Source organism: Streptococcus mitis (assembly GCF_946190275.1).
GTDB lineage: Bacteria > Bacillota > Bacilli > Lactobacillales > Streptococcaceae > Streptococcus > Streptococcus mitis_DC.
In genome coordinates this window covers 1-18,277 of sequence record NZ_CAMHZQ010000013.1, presented here as the reverse complement: position 1 = coordinate 18,277, position 18,277 = coordinate 1, and the positions used below count along the sequence as shown (strand labels likewise).

Sequence of the window (18,277 nt, the reverse complement as noted above, 5' to 3'; positions counted from 1 at the left end):
GGAAACCAAAACGCAGGCTCAAGTGTACTGCACCCCAAAAGTTAGACAGAAAAATCTAACTTTTGGGGTGCAGTACACTTTATAGGCGTTATTTTTTCTTGAACAAGCAGATGTAGTTCTGTTTACAATGAATAATATCTGATACAAAGACTTCTTTTCTATCCTCTAAAATATGATAGAAGGCTAGGTAATCGCCTAAAATAATGCATCGAGTTTTGTGGGGTGGGTATATAATACCTCCTAATCTTTCATCAGCATCAAATCCTGCTTCTGGGAAAACTTCAAGCTGCTTCAAACCATAAAGAATATTCTTAACTGTGTTTGCTCCTGCCTGCTCTAAATCTAACTTGATTTTCTCTAAAACTATTAAATTCAAATAAGTTGAGAAAACATAAAGGGTAACAAAAAAGGACTTAAAATGATGAGTTCAGCAGGCAAGAAACTAGCACGTTCAAACGTGCTTTTTTATTACCTAATAATACTATCATACTACATCTGGAATACACACTCAATTATTAGCAATCCCCCTCGGTTTGCAGTATAATGATGGAAAGGTGGGTTTATGAAGGAGGGATTTATATGGATAAATCAAAAAAGACATGGGAAATTGATGGATATTTATGGTTAAATTGCCCTGTTTGCGGAACTGAAGTTATGGACTATGATATTTGTGACGTTTGTCGTTGGCAAAATACTGGTATTATAAATATTGACGGTGGCCCTAACAAGATTACTCTCGCCGAAGCCAAAGAAGCTTACGCAAGGAGAAAAGTCGTAAAAATTATAGAATTTGATACGGTGTTGTTAAAAAACGGTCAAACGGCGACAATTGTCGAAAAGTTAAGCGAAGATACTTTTATTGCTGATATAGGCGATTCACCCAAAGACTGGGATACCATAACAATTACAATCAACGAAATAGAAAAAGTAGTGTATAGAAATAGCTAATATATTTGTATAGTGTTGGGAGTAACCTTAAATGAATAAGACTGGAAAAGAGAACATAATAATGGTTGATGGATGGGAACATGTGAATTGTCCTGTGTACGGAAATTTAGTAGAAACATATGATATTTGCGATGTTTGCCATTGGCAAAATACAGGAGCATTTAATATCGATGGCGGTCCAAATAAAATGACCCTTGCGGAGGCTAAAGAAGCTTATGTTAATGGAATTCCAATAATATAACAGACTATAGTACTACGAAAGGAGAGACTGATGGATCTTAGAAAATTTAATAATAAGGTTGTCAGAATCACCGATATTGATGGCCAAATATTTAAAGGCGTAGCTCTTTACGAGGACAAAGATGTCTATGATGAAGAACTTGATGGATTATCTGTTAATTCTGGAACCAGATGGATTAAACTCTTTGAAGATGAAATCAAGAAAGTTGAAATTACTTATAAAATCGACCAGTACCTCATATAACTGAAATAGCTTTAATCTATCTATAAATCGTCTTGCGAATATCTCACGTCCTACATCATACAATCACTGATCTTCAAGTCTAAGTTATGAATTGCTTTATCAAGTTTTTAATGCTTTTTAGCTTATTTTCTACTTCGTCAGTGGTCAAGCTGCTACTCCTTTATGATATAATTAGTTTAAAGAGAAGTGAGGTAGAAATAATAGTGTCGCTACGCAACTTCATAGTATGAGATGATGGGACAGGCACACCGTCCACTACTCTTAAGTACTTAGATTATTCTAGGTGCTTTTTTATTTTCTCTTGGTTCACTCTTACTTCAAGACTACTCTCATACCACTAAATAAGCAATTAAGAAGCGTTTTATCTCTCTTATCTCCTTGTCATTCTGAAAGCAACTAAGGCAAGTTGTTCCTTTTCTTATCTGCTAATCATTTTATAAACATCAAATTTAAAATGACAGACGTTTAAACTTCTTTTATTTCCTCAATACCCAAACAATAAAACACTATCAACTCATTTAAACACACGTTTCAAACATGCTGGTGTCCCTAATATTGGATTCCACGGTTTTAGACACACACACGCTAGTCTTTTGCTAAACTCTGGAATACCATATAAAGAAGGCTCTATAATATTTGTAGTGGGTAACCCCCTATGGATATTATGGAGCCTATTTTGTGTAGAAAAAAAGTCCCATAAGACCTATAATGAAAAGCGATCAAACAACTCATTAGAAAGAATCATATGGAACAATTACATTTTATCACAAAACTACTCGATATAAAAGACCCTAATATCCAATTTATGGATATCATCAATATGGATACTCACAAAGAAATCATCGCCAAACTAGACTACGATGCTCCATCTTGTCCTTATTGTGAAAGTCAAATGAAAAAATATGACTTTCAAAAGCCGTCTAAGATTCCTTACCTCAAAACGACTGGTATGCCTACTAGAATTCTTCTGAAAAAGCGTCGTTTCAAGTGCTATCATTGCTCGAAAGTGATGGTCGCCGAGACCTCACTCGTCAAGAAGAATCATCAAATTCCTCGTATTATCAACCAAAAGATTGCGCAAAAGTTAATTGAAAAGACTTCTATGACCGATATTGCCCATCAGCTTTCCATTTCAACTTCAACTGTCATTCGAAAGCTCAATGATTTCCACTTTAAGCATGATTTTTCTCGTCTTCCTGAGATTATGTCCTGGGACGAGTATGCCTTCACTAAGGGCAATATGAGTTTCATTGCACAAGATTTTGATAATCTCAACATCATCACTGTTCTTGAAGGCAGAACACAGGCTATCATCCGAAATCACTTTCTGCGCTACGAGCGAGCTGTTCGTTGTCAGGTGAAAATCATTACGATGGATATGTTTAGCCCCTACTACGATATTGCCAGAAAACTTTTTCCTAACGCTAAAATCGTTCTCGACCGCTTTCACATTGTCCAACATCTCAGCCGTGCTATGAGTCGTGTCCGTGTCCAAATCATGAATCAATTTGAGCGAAAATCCCATGAATACAAGGCCATCAAACGCTACTGGAAACTCATTCAACAGGATAGTCGTAAACTGAGTGATAAACGATTTTATCGCCCTACTTTTCGTATGCACTTAACGAATAAAGAGATTCTAGACAAGCTTTTGAGCTATTCAGAAGAGTTGAAACACCACTACAATCTCTATCAACTCTTGCTTTTTCACTTTCAGAACAAGGAACCTGACAAATTCTTCGGACTTATTGAGGACAATCTAAAGCAGGTTCATCCTCTTTTTCAGACTGTCTTTAAAACCTTTCTAAAGGAAAAAGAGAAAATCGTCAACGCCCTTCAACTCCCCTATTCTAACGCCAAACTGGAAGCGACCAATAATCTCGTTAAACTTATCAAACGAAATGCCTTTGGATTTCGGAACTTTGAAAACTTCAAAAAACGAATTTTTATCGCTCTCAATATCAAAAAAGAAAGGACAAATTTCGTCCTTTCTAGATCTTAGCTTTTCTTCAACCCACTACAGTTGACAAAGAGCCATAAAGAATTACAACACCGTCTAGATCATTCTACACTAGCTATGACTATGGACACTTACAGCCATCTCTCCAAAGAAAAAGCAAAAACAGCCGTCTCATTTTATGAGAAAGCTATAAGTTCTTTGTAAAGGGGGACAAAAATGATGACAAACCCAGAAATCAACATTTTAAGACAAAGCAAAAAGCCCACTGTTGTAGGCTTTCTGTAAGATATATCTTAAAATTAAAGCATTTTGTTGTAGAATTCAACGACAAGTGCTTCATTGATTTCTGGGTTGATTTCGTCGCGTTCTGGCAAGCGAGTCAATGAACCTTCCAATTTTTCAGCGTCGAATGATACGAATGCTGGACGACCAAGAGTAGCTTCTACTGCTTCAAGGATAGCTGGAACTTTCAATGATTTTTCACGAACTGAGATCACTTGACCTGGAGTTACACGGTATGATGGGATATCAACGCGTTTTCCGTCAACAAGGATGTGACCGTGGTTTACGAATTGACGAGCTTGACGACGAGTAGTCGCAAGACCAAGACGGTAAACAACGTTATCCAAACGACGTTCCAAAAGAAGCATGAAGTTGAAACCTAGGATTCCGCCTTTGATTTTTGTAGCTTGTACGAACAAGTTACGGAATTGTTTTTCACCTACACCGTAAGTGAAACGAAGTTTTTGTTTTTCAGCCAATTGCAAACCGTATTCTGACAATTTAGAACGGTTGTTTGGTCCGTGTTGTCCTGGTACGTAGTTACGACGTGCCAATTCTTTACCTGTACCTGTAAGTGAAAGGCCAAGGCGACGAGCTTGTTTCCAAGATGGTCCTGTATAACGTGACATGTGAATGTCCTCCTGATATAAATAATATTTCGGTGGAAATAGTCACTTAGAAAGCCCTGATTCGTGCAGATGCCCTTCGCCTAAACAGCCAAGGTTACTTATCATAAGACACCTGTTGACGAGCTTCATGCTTTCCTGCTGATATTTCACACAAAATCCATTCTACCATGAATGGCTAGATTTGTAAAGGGGTTTTAAGCTTTATTTTCATTGCCAGAGAGATTGAGAAGGAGGGTAAAGGTGCTTCCTAGGCCGTACTGGCTGCTGACTGTAATTTCCCCACCCAATTGATGGGCCAATTCACGCGCAATCGCAAGACCAAGACCATGACCACCCGTTTTCATGTTACGCGAAGTTTCAACACGGTAAAGGCGTTTGAAAATATTCTCCAAGTCCTCTGGAGCAATGCCCTGCCCCTCATCGGTTACACTGATTGAAAGCTGGTTCTTCTCCAGCTTAGCTACCACCTCCAGCTTGGTTCCTGGAGCTGAGTATTTAAAAGCGTTATTGACCAGATTCACCAAGATGCGAGAAAGCTTGGCATAATCTCCTTCAATCCGGGCAGACTCTGGGATTACCTGCAAATGGACATCTCGCTCTTCCTGCTCAATCAAGAATTGAAATTCACTCATGCACTCAATCAAGAGCTGATCCAGAAAAATACTGTCTTTACTAGTCGTCTCCGCCTGATTTCTAGCTGTGTTTAGAGTCAAAAAATTCAACTCCTCAACCAGTTTATTGAGTCTTTCAGTCTGGCGCCCAATAGTTGCTAGATAATGGTCCTGTTCTCCTTCCTTGATAACCCCATCCAAAATCCCTTCTACCGTCGCTTGGATCGAAGTGATGGGGGTCTTGATATCATGCGAAAGTTGAGCAATCATCAAGCCCTTTTCTCGTTCGCTTTCTTCCAAGGAATCAAAGGTAGCCTGCAAATCATGGGACATTTCATTGAAAGCTTGGCCTAATTGTTGAAATTCTACAGGGCCTTGAACCTCCAAATTTGAAGGAAAATCCTTGTCCGCTACCCGCTTGGCATGCTCCTTGAGTTTGCCCAGTGAAGTAAAGACCGGCGATAGGAGAAAGAGACTAATCCCAGCACCGACAAGGCTGGCAACGATGGTCATTCCAAGCAGAAAGTAAATCTCGCTTTTCTCAATCAGCATTTTTTGAACAGCCCAAAAAACCACGATAATCGTTAGGAGTGTTGAAATGACATACCCCACTAAAATATAACTTTTTAATTTCATTGACTACCTCGTGCTTTCTCAATTTTGTAGCCCAAGCCCCAGACGGTTTTGATGGTCGGTGTTTCTGCACTAGCATGTTTAGCCAACTCCTGTCGCAGAGCATGAATATGAACATTCAAGGTATTAGTGTCATCCACATAGTCTTCTTGCCAGACCTTTTCATAGAGGTCTGTCTTGGAGAAAACGCGCTCTGGATTGCTGGCTAAAAGCCATAGAAGTTCGAAGGATTTGACGGTCAAATCAAGCGCCACATCTCCGACTTGGACCTCATGACTACCGTGATTCATCCGTAAATCCCCGAGACTGACGACTTCTGTCTCACCTCCACGATGAAGGCGACGTAAGATATTGTGGACACGCAAAACCAGCTCACGTGGACTAAAGGGCTTGGCAATAAAATCATCTGCCCCTAAGCTCAGACCATAAATCTTGTCCTGCTCACTAGTCTTAGCCGTGATAAAGAGAAAAGGCTGATCTGGAAATTGATACTGGACCTCACTAATCAAATCATAACCATCCATCCGAGGCATCATGATATCTGTAATAATCAAATCAATCGCTTTTCGCTTGAAGATTTCCAAGGCCTCTACTCCATCATGGGCCACCAAAACCTGATATCCCGCCTGAACCAGATAACGTTGATGAATATCTGTGATTTCTACCTCGTCGTCAACGAGTAAAATTGTCTTTCCCATCTGTCTCTCCTTTGAAAAAAACAGTGCTATACCACAATAGTATAACACTATTTTAATCTCTTTACGAACATTCTAAACGATATCTGGATTTTTCATATCCTAGATAGAAAGTCTGTAACTAGACTAGTCATTTTCTTCTTTTTTAGCTTTCAAACCGAGTCCACCTAGCAGGCCGGCCAAGGCTAATCCAAAGAATCCAATAGTAGCCATTGATGTTTGGGCTTCACCAGTATATGGAAGTATGTCTTTTTGGTCTTTCATTTGAGCAGCCATCATCGGACTTGATACCTTGTTATTGGATATCATCTTGCCTTCATCAGACATTTGGCTTGAGGCTGCTGGAGCTTGATCTTGTTTCATGCTTGGTGTTGCCATAGGCTGGCTAGCATTCATGGTTTTGTCCTGCTCTTTGTTAGGCATCATCTTATCCTGACTAGCAGCTGGCATTTTAGATTTCATCTCATCCTGATTGGCACTTGGCATTTGAGCGTTCATCTTAGACGCATCTTGATGACTATTCATCATTGGAGCCGGCATAGCTGAACCATTAGAAGATGGGACGAAACCTGATTGCATCTGAGTAAGAGACTGATGTCCATTCAAGTTCACTGTCAAATCCTTAGTCGCTACGAGATTAGTCAAATCGGCCTTGCCGTCCTTCGCACCATAAACCTTGATAGTTGCCTTGTAGCTGTGAGTTCCATTTTGTTTCAACAAGTCAAGAAGCTCTTTATCTGATTTGCCTTGAGTCCCTGCCAAATCTACTTCGTAGAAGTAGAGACCTTTGCCTAATTTTTCTACTGGTGGGAGAGCGGGATTTTTAGCTGAACCATTGTCTGACCATGGAGCCTTGTCGGATGCTTTCAAGATAAGGCGAGTCAACATACCGTCACCTGCGAAGAATTCATATGGAATGACTTGGTTGACACCGGCTGTGAATGGACCAGGGAAGTTGGCTTTGTCCAAGTATGTAGCTGGAACATCTACTGTATCTTTGGTGTTGTCAGCTACTCCTTTTTGGACTTCAGCTGGAGTGGTTAAGCCATTCAAATTGACATCCAAATTCTTAGTCGCTACAAGATTAGTCAAATCCGCCTTGCCGTCTTTGGCACCGTATACCTTGATAGTGGCTTTATAACTTTGTGTACCATTTTGTTTCAACAAGTCAAGAAGCTCTTTATCTGATTTGCCTTGAGTCCCTGCCAAATCTACTTCGTAGAAGTAGAGGCCTTTGCCTAATTTTTCTACTGGTGGAAGGGCAGGATTTTTAGCTGAGCCGTTGTCTGACCATGGAGCCTTGTCTGAGGCTTTCAAGATAAGGCGAGTTAACATACCGTCACCAGCGAAGAATTCATACGGAATGACTTGGTTGACACCTGCTGTGAATGGGCCTGGGAAATTAGCTTTATCCAAGTAAGTAGCTGGGACGTCTACTGTATCTTTGGTGTTGTCGGCTACACCTTTTTGAACTTCAGCTGGGGTAGTCAAGCCATTCAAATTGATATCCAAATCCTTAGTCGCTACGAGGTTGCTTAAATCGGCCTTACCATCTTTAGCACCGTACACTTTAATAGTAGCTTTATAACTTTGAGTGCCATTTTGTTTCAAGAGATCTAGAAGCTCTTTATCTGACTTACCTTGAGTACCTGCCAAGTCTACTTCATAGAAGTAGAGGCCTTTGCCCAATTTTTCTACTGGTGGAAGGGCCGGATTTTTAGCTGAGCCGTTGTCTGACCATGGAGCCTTGTCTGAGGCTTTCAAGATAAGGCGAGTCAACATACCGTCACCGGCGAAGAATTCATACGGAATGACTTGGTTGACACCTGCTGTGAATGGGCCTGGGAAGTTCGCTTTGTCCAAGTAAGTGGCTGGGACGTCTACTGTATCTTTAGTATTGTCTGCTACACCTTTTTTCACTTCAGCTGGAGTAGTTAAGCCATTCAAATTGACATCCAAATCCTTAGTCGCTACGAGATTGCTCAAATCAGCCTTGCCATCTTTGGCACCGTACACCTTGATAGTTGCCTTGTAACTTTGAGTGCCATTTTGTTTCAAAAGGTCTAGAAGCTCTTTATCTGATTTACCTTGAGTACCAGCCAAATCCACTTCATAGAAGTAAAGACCTTTGCCCAAGTTTTCTACTGGTGGAAGGGCCGGATTTTTAGCTGAACCATTATCTGACCATGGGGCCTTGTCTGAAGCTTTCAAAATCAGACGAGTTAACATACCGTCTCCCGCGAAGAATTCGTATGGGATGACTTGGTTGACACCTGCTGTGAATGGGCCTGGGAAGTTGGCTTTATCCAAGTAAGTGGCTGGGACATCTACTGTGTCTTTGGTATTGTCGGCTAAACCTTTTTGGACTTCAGCTGGGGTGGTTGCTGGTTGCGCTTCATTTGCTTCACGGTCTTGTCCAGAAACTGTAGGCGCAGGATTTGTCACAGGTTTAAGCGCATCTTCTGTTTCTTTCTTAGATTCTGGTTTTACTTGCACTTCTTCTTTTGGCGCTACCACTTGGTCTTTAGCACCCGTAGCTGCTTTTTCTGGAGAGCTTGTAGTATCCAAGCTTGCTTTAGGTGCTGAGTCTGCCTGTTCTGAATGAAGAGCTGTATCGACTGCTTCTTTGAGAAGTTCTGCTGGCAAGTCGTTCTTTTCACTCACCGAGGCAACGTCTGGTACAACTTGAGCAGGTGTCGGATTGACCACATCGGCACGTACAGAACTTGGTTGACCAACTAGGACAAAGAAGCCACTAGCCACAACAACTGAGGCAACACCGACACTGAGACGGCGAATAGACCAACGAGTGTATCTTTGATTTGGATTGAATTTCATAAGATTCTCCTTAGAGTTTTTCTTTATTTGATGACTCTAGTATAATCTCCTAAAATTAAAAAGGATTAAGAAAAAGTTAAAATTTTTCTTAAATCCCTCTTATAAAATACTTATATTAATTAAATCCATAAACAGATTTGGTGATTTGATAGACGACATTAGAAAGTTTGCGAGCTGGCAAGACTGAATGTTTGGTCAAACGGCTCAACATGGTCTTCCGAATAGCCTGAAAGACCTCTGGATTTTCCTGCTGAATATAGGTCCACAGCTCCCGTTTTTTGGCAAGATGCTCTGCTGTGCCTGATCGGTTGAGCAAGGCACTGGAAATCACCGTCGTGATTTCAATATGATTCAGCAGATATTCTCGCATTTTGGTGTGGCTTACTTGGGATAAATCAAGCTGATCTACTAAAAGACGATTAACCTTGAGTTGCTGGTCAATGCGCTTAATCATCACTTGCTCATTGACAGACTGGTCCTCACGCCCAATCAAATAACGATAGAAATCGACAGGCAGATAGTACATGGTCTTGACCTGCTGAAGGGGGGTAAAGACAAAGAGATTATCGACATAAAAAGTATGCTCAGGCAATTGGAACTGGCTCGCTCGCAACAAATCTGTCCGGTAAATCAGCGAGTGCATCATGATATACTGGCCTTTTGAGAAATTTCCGACCTGATCCCAGCCAAAAATCTGTTGGACAGGCAAGACTGACTCATAACTCATACTCTTCTTACGAGACTGACCTTCCTTTTCATAGACAAAATTAGTCACAAAGGCGTCAACCTCTTGACCATCACCCTCTAGTTCCTGCAAGGTTTCAAGAATCTTTAGGTAAGCACGAGGATCCACCCAGTCATCACTATCCACTACTTTAAAATAGCGCCCAGAAGCCTCCGCCAAGCCACGATTGACCGCACCGCCATGGCCCTTATTTTCCTGATAGATAGCTCTAACGATGTTAGGATACTTGCTGGCTAAACGCTCAGCGATTTCCTGAGTCTGGTCCTGAGATCCGTCATTGATAATCAAAATCTCAACTTGCTCACCACCAATCACTAGCGACTCCACACAGTAATGAAGATAGGCAGCGGCATTGTAGCTAGGGATGGCGATAGACAATAACTTCATAATCTACTCCTTTAGGGGACTGATTTTTTCTTACTCTCTTGTCACTTCTTTCTATTCTACCATAAAGTCCAGTTTTTGAAGGACTTTTACTAGAATACAAGGGTTGCTATCTCTATTTGCTATTTTGAACATCAAAAAAGAGGGGATTCCCCTCCTTACGAATTTAATTCTGCCAAGTCATCTAGATACTGGTTGTTAATGACCGCCAAGATATAGGCATCTGCCCTCAAGAGATCATTAGGGCCAAACTGGACATCCAGTGGTGAATTTTCTTGTTCACGAAATCCTAGGACATTGAGGTTGTATTTGCCACGTAGATCCAGCTGGCTCAGGCTTTGACCTGCCCAAACACTCGGAATTTTCATCTCTACGATAGACACATTTTTATCCAGCTGAAAGACATCAACATTGTTATGAAAGAGAATGGTCTGCGCTAGAGACTGCCCCATTTCATACTCAGGTGAAATCACCGAGTCAGCACCGATTTTTTCTAGCACCTTCTTAGCTGTCTGGCTTTTGACCTTGGCAATAACTCTTGGTACCCCTAGACTCTTACAATGCATAACTGCAAGCACACTCGACTCTAGATTTTCCCCTGTTGCCACTACAACCGTATCACAGGTATCAATTCCTGCAGTTCTGAGGAGTTCCTCATCTGTGATATCGCCAACAACTCCACGCGCCAAAATAGGCTCAAATTGATTGATGTGCTCTGCGTGGTCGTCAATGGCAATGATATTCATATCTTGCTTGGCTAGGGCTGTCAGGACACTACTCCCGAAAATCCCCAAACCCAAAATTCCAATCGTACGATCTGACATCATTCTTCCTTTCTTATCCAATACTAATATCTGCTTTCATATACTGAATCAAATCTTTCTTATCAGGCTGGTAATCCGCTAGACTAACCAGCAAGGTTAAGGGACCGATACGGCCGATAAACATGAGCACCATGACAATGCTGAGAGCTAGCTTGCCCAGTTCTGGCGTCAGATTTGCCGTTACCCCAACTGTCGCAAGAGCTGAAATGGTCTCAAACATGAGGTAGATAAATCGCGGTGTTCCTTCTGCCGTAATTCCCAACAACATCAAGCCCAACAAGAAGGTCATCAAAAAGATAATGAAGACACTAAAGGATTTTTGGACTGTTCGAGCCTCAATGGTTCTCTGCGCAACATTAGCATGAGGTAAGCCCAGCAATTCACTACGCGCAAAGACCAATAAGACAAAGAAAGTCGTAATCTTGAGCCCCCCAGCCGTTCCTCCAGGCGCTCCACCCAGAAACATCTGTAGGATATAGATAAACAAGGTCACAGGCCGAGCTTGAGTGTAATCAATAGAAGCAAAGCCAGCTGTTCTCATGCTGACGGTTTGGAAAAAGCTAACCAGCACTTTCTCTGGAACACTGAGATTGCCAATCGTTCCTGTATTGTGCCACTCTGTAAAGAGCGTAGATACTGTCCCAAACAGTAAAATCCCTGCAGTCAAGAAGAGAACCAGCTTAGTGTGGAACCTCAGACGGCGTTTTTTCTTCTTATCAAACTGGGTTGCCAAGTCAAACCAAACCATAAAGCCAAGACCGCCTGTGATAATCAAGCCAGCAATGACCAGATTAATCAAGGGATCCGTCTGAAAAGCCACTAAACTGCTACTGCCGAAATTATCAAAACCAGCATTACAAAAGGCTGAAATGGCTAAAAAGATAGAGGTAAAAAGGCCTCGTCCCCAGCCGAACTCAGGAATAAAACGGAAACTTAGCAGGAAGGCACCCAAGCCCTCCACCATAAAAGTCGTCAAAAAGATGGACCGCATAAAGGCCTTCAGCGACCGAGTTTCCCCGTAACTAAAACTCTCCTGAATGGTTTCACGACTGCGAAGACTAAGCTTTTGCTTCCCCTGAATATAAAAGACCCCGATAAAGGTCATGAGCCCCAGACCACCAATCTGTATCAAGAGCATACAAATCAACTGCCCCCAGACATTATAGGTCGTAGCCACTGGTTGCGTAGAAAGACCAGTCACACAGACCATTGATACTGTCGTAAAAAGATGGTCAAAATAAGTGGCCTGCGAACCACTCGCCTGAACAAAAGGCAAACCCAAAAGGAGAGAACCTATAAAAATAACTCCAGCGAAACTCAGAAAAATTCGACGAGCGGGCGAAAGTCCGCCCAAGACTCTTTCAATTTTTTTAACAAATAATTTGAATAACATACATCCATTGTACCATAAAAAGATGGAGAGTAGCTATATCTGAGAAGTTATCTCAAGACAGAGTTCCAAGGCCTTTTCGAAAGCTTCTGAACCCCAGTCACGACTGTCGTACTGGTCCAAGTCCGCTAGAGAATCAGCTGTAAACAACAACTCTCCCCAGAGGACCCCACGCAATTGGGCTACTGCCGCAAGCGCAGAACACTCCATCTCCACAACAGCACAGCCTTCTTCCTTGCGATAAGCCACCTTTTCAGCCGTTTCTCGGTAAAAACCATCTGTGGACCAGGTCATGACTTCTTCATAAGGAATCCCTCTGGCCTCCAAAACTTGCTCAATAGCAGCAATAGCCTCTACCTGAATTTCCATATAACGAGAAGGCGCCACATAATGATAACTGGCTCCTTCATCTCGCAGAGCACGAACAGGGACTAGAAAGGCATTTTCTTCTATATCAGCTAGCACACCACAGGTTCCAGTGGAAATAATCTGCTCCACACCATAGCCAATCAACCAATCCATAAACTGGGCTGCTGGAGCTGAACCTACAGGAGCCTGAGCCAGACAAATTCCCTCGCCCTTGTAGTTGATAACATAGACTGGATAGGACTTGGTGGCAGAAACAAATTCGCCGACACAGTCCGCCCCTACTTCCCTCGCATAACGGTCAATCTCCTCACCTAAAAAAGCATAGACACACTTCTTGGGCAAGTGCAAGTCCAGCCCCTCGTGATTGGGCATGATGACCGCCTGAGGATTGTCATCAAACTCTAAAATGGGAATCGCATGTTTCTGAATCATAAGCCACCTCCTCTGATTTTGTACTATTGTATCAAAAGCTGACCGAGTGTCAAGGAGGAGAATGATAAACTGAAGAGAAAAAAGCATCCCAGTTACAAGATGCTTTGCAATTGCTTAATAAAGCAAACTTGCTATGATATAGGGCAAATAAATGTGGGCTGAGTAAAAAATGTAGAAGCCTTGTGCAAAGTAACTGAGGACTTATAAAGAAAGAAAAAGGAGTAGATTGGTCATCTGACTCCTCATTCTTGCAAGAAACACTATTCAACAATAAAACTCTACAATCTTATTTATAAATAGATTCTCTGAAATCATCTGTGCTACGTAGGTAGGCATTATAGATTTTCTGTTTCAGTAAGTGAACCCAACTTGACGGAACATTTTCTGTTGCACGTTTAAGATTTTTCACATCGTGCGCTACTGCCGCATCAATTAAAGCTTGCATTTCTTGTGCTGATGAAATGGTTACTTCTTTTGTGCTGTTCGGCTTATCGAGTTCATATTGAATAGTAATTGGCTTCAAGTTCGCCTGTTTATTGATACGTTGGTTAAACATATCTTTTTTGAATTCTACCCAGTTTGTATAGTGATTATCAAATACTTTTCTCAATACTAAACTATCTGTAACTAAAGCAACATCTCGTTTGTACCAACTTGAGTATGTTTTACTTCCTTCTGCAAGTGCATCTGCTCCGTATTGGTTAGAAACATACGGCAGGAATCCTTTGTGATATCCTTTTTCCGCATATAATTCAAATGCTGTTTTTCTAAACATGACATCTCCTGGCGCACCGTTTGGATTGCTTAGTCCTGCATAGATAGGTGAGAACATACTTATTGTGTAATATCCGTTTCTTCCGTATTGAGCTTCATTTTGATAAGCACGTCTATTGATGATGTCATTTTCGATTAATGAGTCTAACGTTGTTAATCTTGCTACTTCTTCATCTGTTAATGGTCGAACCTTATTTCCTGCGTGTGTATCCTTGTTATATCTATCATCACGCACATAGTAGTTCTCTATTTTTCTAAACCATTGTTTCTTAACCGTGTCAGATTGAGTTAATACTGCCTTGGCTTCCATCGCATCAAGCGTGTATAGCACATCATACATTCCGTGTAAGTAGTGTTGAATTTCTTCTTCAGAAGTGAATCTTGCCGTTGGATCGTATGTGTGCAAGCGAGTTCTTGAGTCTTTATCTCCTTTGAAGATTGTATTTAATACTATTGCATCTTTATCTACACTGTCCGCTGATTGAAGTAGTCCTAGTGCATATAGTTCTGCTCCCAGTCCTTCACGTCGCTCGTTTCCTTCGAAGTAGACTCTTCCGTCTGAGTTGTGCACCATCTCATGACTATAAACCGATGTTCCATATTGGTCTAACAGTCTATCACTTACAAAGTAGGCCTCTACTCCTGTTGCATAAGCTCCTGCATTCTTTCTTGGCGTATGGTATTTACCTGCTGGCCCGAAGAAACTATAGATAGAGTCTATGTTTTTGTCTGATAATGTTGCCCAGTAGCCTCTACCATTTGTATCTTTTACCTCAAATGCATCTGTTACCGGCACTGCACGGTATAATCTTTCTTTAAATTCTGGTGCTAGAACTTTATACCAGATATCATAATGATCTCTTTGCCATTTTGCAGATTGATCTACTTTTCCACGAACATATTGTTTCAAGGCATCTCCTGAGAGAATCGCTCCATCAGCTCCTCTGTCTCGATAACGTTCATAGCTACCGAAGGCTAATGTTGATAGCGTAGATATTGCATACAGACTTTCTTCTTTCATCGTTAATAGTGGCAGCAACATACTCTTATATCCCCAACTTGGTGCTGATATTCTATCATATACTCCTATTGAGTATTTCTTATCAGCCGTTGGTGATACTTGTTTTTCACGAACTTCTTCTATATCTGATGTCGCCTCTACTATGTAGGCTTTTGTATTGTCTTTCAACCACTGGTTATTGGTTTTGTTTGGTAAGAATAGTTTTCTATAGGCTTCTACGAAGTCAAAGACTGAATCTTCTCCCTTAAGTGGTGCAAGTGTGCTCGCATATAGCCCTGTCGTATTTGGTCCTCGTAGGTTTTCTAGTCCGCTATTTCCTAAAGCGATGATAGTGTCTAGCGTTGAAGCTTCATTATTTCCGTTAAAGTCAAATTTGTACACTGATAAATCTTTCGTATTTAGACTATCATAATTAATATTGTACCAACGGTTCATGTAAGTAAGTCCCAGCATGAAGGCTTCTTTGTTATGTTTGATTTTCTCACTTACATACTCAACTACACCATCTCCCGTAGTGTTGATGGATTTATCCATCGCTAATACTTTTCTTAAGTGCTCTCCAATATTAGCTTTAACTTCCTCAAATTCTCTATCCAAGTATAAGTTATCTAATGCTGCATCGTCTGCCGCTCCTAGTACTTTCTTAGTCGCTTCTGAGCTGAATGTTACATTCTGCAATTCGCTTAGTACATTATTCGTTATCGCTGTATAATCTGAGACAAATGCTTCTGGTGTAAATATGTATCCTTTGTCTGCGACATTGTATTCGACCACTTGACTGTTTGCGAAGTTTTCTTTGAATGTTACGTTTAAGTACTCTACCGTGTTATCTTTGTAGTGTAACATAACTCTATTGATCGAATTTTTCTTATTATTAATGTCCGTTACTATTTCGTTTCCGTTCATCGGTACTACGTCTAGCAGTTCTGTCGTATAAAGTTTGTCCGTTGTCGCTACTTTATTACCATAGTGAACAACTAATTCCTTGTTATAAAATGGCATTAGTTTTTCAATATTGTTATAGGCTACTCTTCTTTCTGCTTGTGCTTGACTTAATCTTGTATAGTCAATTTCTTTTGAGTTTGCTTTTAAGTCTTGTCCAGTATCATCAAGAGTTACTGTGATTCCATAAGAAGCAATCTTAGCATCCGCTTCTTCTTTATTTACTTTTCGAACGAAGTTATCTTGTTTTTTGTTTTCAACAGAGGTAATAGCATTCTTCACATCTGCTCCACCAAATTGGTCTCCTGTAGTGGCATATCCATCACCAACAATCATATTGCTGACTACATTGTCCACACGACCTCTTGGATAGGTAGATCCAACTATACCTCCAACCCTTGGATATCCTTGACCGTTTAGGATTTTACCTGTTGTTACAGAACGTGTCACTAAGGCTCCACTTTCCAGTTTACCAACGATTCCTCCGGCTGCTTGGTTATTGTTACGAGCTGCTGTAGAGATTACGGCATCTACTTTCGCTCGGTCAACTTTGGCATTTCCACCAGTTAATTTACCAACTATTCCTCCAGCGTAATTTGCATTGTTATCTGCGTGATTGGCGACTAGTTTTCCGCTGAATGAGCTGTTTTCTATTCTCGTATTTGTCGCATCTACTACTAATCCTGCTACAGATTTGCTTCCTAAGATTTTTCCTTCTACAGCTACATTGCTGATATTAGCATTGTTGGCTGTTTTTGCTACTGCTGCGGCATTTTCTTTACTATCTACTTGCGTATTTTTAAGGTCTAAGTCTTTTACAGTTGCATTTTTTAATGTGTCGAATAGTGGTTTTTTCAGGTCGTATATAGCATATGCTTTACTTCCTTCTGCTCCTACTAACGTTCCTGTGAATTCTCCTGTTATGTAACTTGTTTGATTTTCTGGTAATCCTACCTCATCAGCTGTCATATCTGCCGCTAATTTGTACACACCAGCTAAGTTACTTCTCATCGCTGTTACAAGTTGTTTGAACGATGTATATACTCCTGGTTGCTCCGCTTTAGATTTTGCTACATTAAATGTATAGTCATCTTTGTAACCTTCTGTACCTTCTTCTACAAGTTGATCAACAGCTGCCGTCACTTTATAAGTTCCATCTGTATTTTCTGTAATAGATTTTACAGGTATATACATTTCTTTGAAGCTATCTGATTTTACTTTTACGAAATATTTAGCCGTATCAGTCGGTACTTCGCTTAGACTTAAATATCTGCGATAACGGTCATTTTCTTTACCGTATAGTTCTACTGAGTCGATATCTTTAATTTCTATTTTCTTATAATCTAGTTCGAAATTTTTTGTTGAAACTTCTGTACTTTGTTTATCGTTTTCTCCTAGGTTATAAGTTAAACGTGTTTTTAGTGTATAAGGCGTGTAGTAGTCTAAACCTGATATCACTTGCTCTTTGGCAGGATTTTCTATATCCACCTCTTTAACTAAATCGTCCCCATGGAAAACTTGCGCTTTTGCAGAGACATACGCCGATGTTGTGTCTGTTAAGTTATAGCTTACAGTTATAGATTTTTTGTTCTCAGCTTTTGTTAAGTTTGCAATCTCTACTGTAGGTTTAACTTTCACAAGTGTTCCTACTTTAACGATTTCGTTGACCGGAGCTACTTCAGTTCGTGATAGTTCTTTAGTTTCTACGACATTACCATCTACGATGTAGTCTTCATATTGAATTGTACGTGTTCCTACTTGACCTGGTTGTTCTGTTCTACGGCGATTTTTCAGAAGTGTTGAATCTTGAATTTCTTCTGTTGTATAAGGAATATTTTCTGTTTCCGTTCTATTTCTTGTAGTAACTTCTAAAGCTGGAAGCTCCTCTGTTACTACGGATTCTCCTTCGTGTCCTGGTTCTTGCGTACCTTTAGTTTCGAGTGGTTTAGTATACTCTGGTGTTTCCTCGCGGACTGCGGCTTCGCCCTCGTGACCTGGCTCTTGCGTGCCTTTAGTTTCGAGTGGTTTAGTATATTCTGGAGTTTCTTCGCGAACTGCGGCTTCGCCCTCATGACCTGGTTCTTGTGTGCCTTTTGTTGACACTGGATCAGTGTATTCTGGAGTTTCCTCGCGGACTGCCGCTTCGCCCTCATGACCTGGTTCTTGTGTACCTTTGGTTTTTAAGGGATTTGTATACTCTGGTGTTTCTTCACGGACTACAGCTTCACCTTCATGTCCGGGCTCTTGCGTGCCTTTAGTTTCGAGTGGTTTAGTATATTCTGGAGTTTCTTCGCGAACTGCGGCTTCGCCCTCATG

The 18,277-nt window shown here is 40.9% G+C and carries 13 protein-coding genes and 3 pseudogenes; 6 read left to right on the top strand and 10 right to left on the bottom strand.

Going from position 1 to position 18,277, the window contains the following annotated elements; genetic code table 11:
• Positions 1-88 precede the first annotated feature (88 nt).
• Positions 89-376 carry a type II toxin-antitoxin system RelE/ParE family toxin gene (locus N8M20_RS07425; RefSeq protein WP_314726187.1) on the bottom strand — a complete coding sequence of 96 codons (288 nt, stop codon included), beginning with the start codon at positions 374-376 and terminating at the stop codon, positions 89-91.
• A gap of 203 nt (positions 377-579) precedes the next feature.
• On the opposite strand from N8M20_RS07425, the pseudogene N8M20_RS07420 reads away from it, so the two are divergent.
• From N8M20_RS07420 to N8M20_RS07395, 6 genes and pseudogenes are all read left to right on the top strand, one after another.
• Positions 580-777, top strand: a pseudogene (locus tag N8M20_RS07420) (CPCC family cysteine-rich protein); the annotation flags it as partial.
• Between the two features lie 202 nt (positions 778-979).
• Positions 980-1,189, top strand: a complete 210-nt coding sequence (locus tag N8M20_RS07415) for a CPCC family cysteine-rich protein (RefSeq protein WP_261054403.1) — start codon at positions 980-982, stop codon at positions 1,187-1,189.
• Between the two features lie 30 nt (positions 1,190-1,219).
• The gene (locus N8M20_RS07410) at positions 1,220-1,432 is read left to right on the top strand and encodes a hypothetical protein (RefSeq protein ID WP_261079604.1); all 213 of its coding nucleotides are present in this window, start codon (positions 1,220-1,222) and stop codon (positions 1,430-1,432) included.
• 485 nt (positions 1,433-1,917) lie between these two features.
• Positions 1,918-2,055 (top strand): annotated as a pseudogene (locus N8M20_RS10770) (site-specific integrase); the annotation flags it as partial.
• A gap of 122 nt (positions 2,056-2,177) precedes the next feature.
• Positions 2,178-3,434: an ISL3 family transposase gene (locus N8M20_RS07400; RefSeq protein ID WP_261079603.1), complete on the top strand. Its 1,257-nt coding sequence runs from the start codon at positions 2,178-2,180 to the stop codon at positions 3,432-3,434.
• A gap of 33 nt (positions 3,435-3,467) precedes the next feature.
• Positions 3,468-3,596 (top strand): annotated as a pseudogene (locus N8M20_RS07395) (site-specific integrase); the annotation flags it as partial.
• Between the two features lie 95 nt (positions 3,597-3,691).
• Here N8M20_RS07395 and rpsD read toward each other — a convergent pair.
• The 9 genes from rpsD to zmpC form a co-directional block, all read right to left on the bottom strand.
• A complete protein-coding gene (gene rpsD, locus N8M20_RS07390) occupies positions 3,692-4,303 on the bottom strand; it encodes a 30S ribosomal protein S4 (RefSeq protein WP_000092756.1) in 612 nt (203 codons plus the stop codon).
• Positions 4,304-4,497: 194 nt separating this feature from the next.
• Positions 4,498-5,550, bottom strand: coding sequence for a HAMP domain-containing sensor histidine kinase (locus N8M20_RS07385; RefSeq protein ID WP_261079602.1), 1,053 nt, complete (start codon positions 5,548-5,550; stop codon positions 4,498-4,500).
• On the bottom strand, positions 5,547-6,245 hold the full coding sequence (locus N8M20_RS07380) for a response regulator transcription factor (RefSeq protein WP_033675718.1): 699 nt from the start codon (positions 6,243-6,245) through the stop codon (positions 5,547-5,549). Before N8M20_RS07380 ends, N8M20_RS07385 begins: the two co-directional genes overlap by 4 nt.
• Before the next feature lie 123 nt (positions 6,246-6,368).
• Complete coding sequence (locus N8M20_RS07375) at positions 6,369-9,080, bottom strand: SSURE domain-containing protein (protein WP_261079601.1); 2,712 nt, start codon at positions 9,078-9,080, stop codon at positions 6,369-6,371.
• Positions 9,081-9,195: 115 nt separating this feature from the next.
• Complete coding sequence (locus N8M20_RS07370; protein ID WP_261079600.1) at positions 9,196-10,212, bottom strand: glycosyltransferase family 2 protein; 1,017 nt, start codon at positions 10,210-10,212, stop codon at positions 9,196-9,198.
• 155 nt (positions 10,213-10,367) lie between these two features.
• Entirely contained in the window at positions 10,368-11,033 is a 666-nt protein-coding gene (locus N8M20_RS07365; RefSeq protein ID WP_261079599.1) for a potassium channel family protein, read from the bottom strand.
• 13 nt (positions 11,034-11,046) lie between these two features.
• Positions 11,047-12,426 carry a TrkH family potassium uptake protein gene (locus N8M20_RS07360; protein ID WP_261079598.1) on the bottom strand — a complete coding sequence of 460 codons (1,380 nt, stop codon included), beginning with the start codon at positions 12,424-12,426 and terminating at the stop codon, positions 11,047-11,049.
• Between the two features lie 33 nt (positions 12,427-12,459).
• Entirely contained in the window at positions 12,460-13,224 is a 765-nt protein-coding gene (locus N8M20_RS07355) for a nucleoside phosphorylase (protein WP_261079597.1), read from the bottom strand.
• Positions 13,225-13,510: 286 nt separating this feature from the next.
• The coding region (zmpC, locus tag N8M20_RS07350) for a zinc metalloprotease C (RefSeq protein ID WP_261079596.1) at positions 13,511-18,277 on the bottom strand (4,767 nt) is incomplete at its 5' end.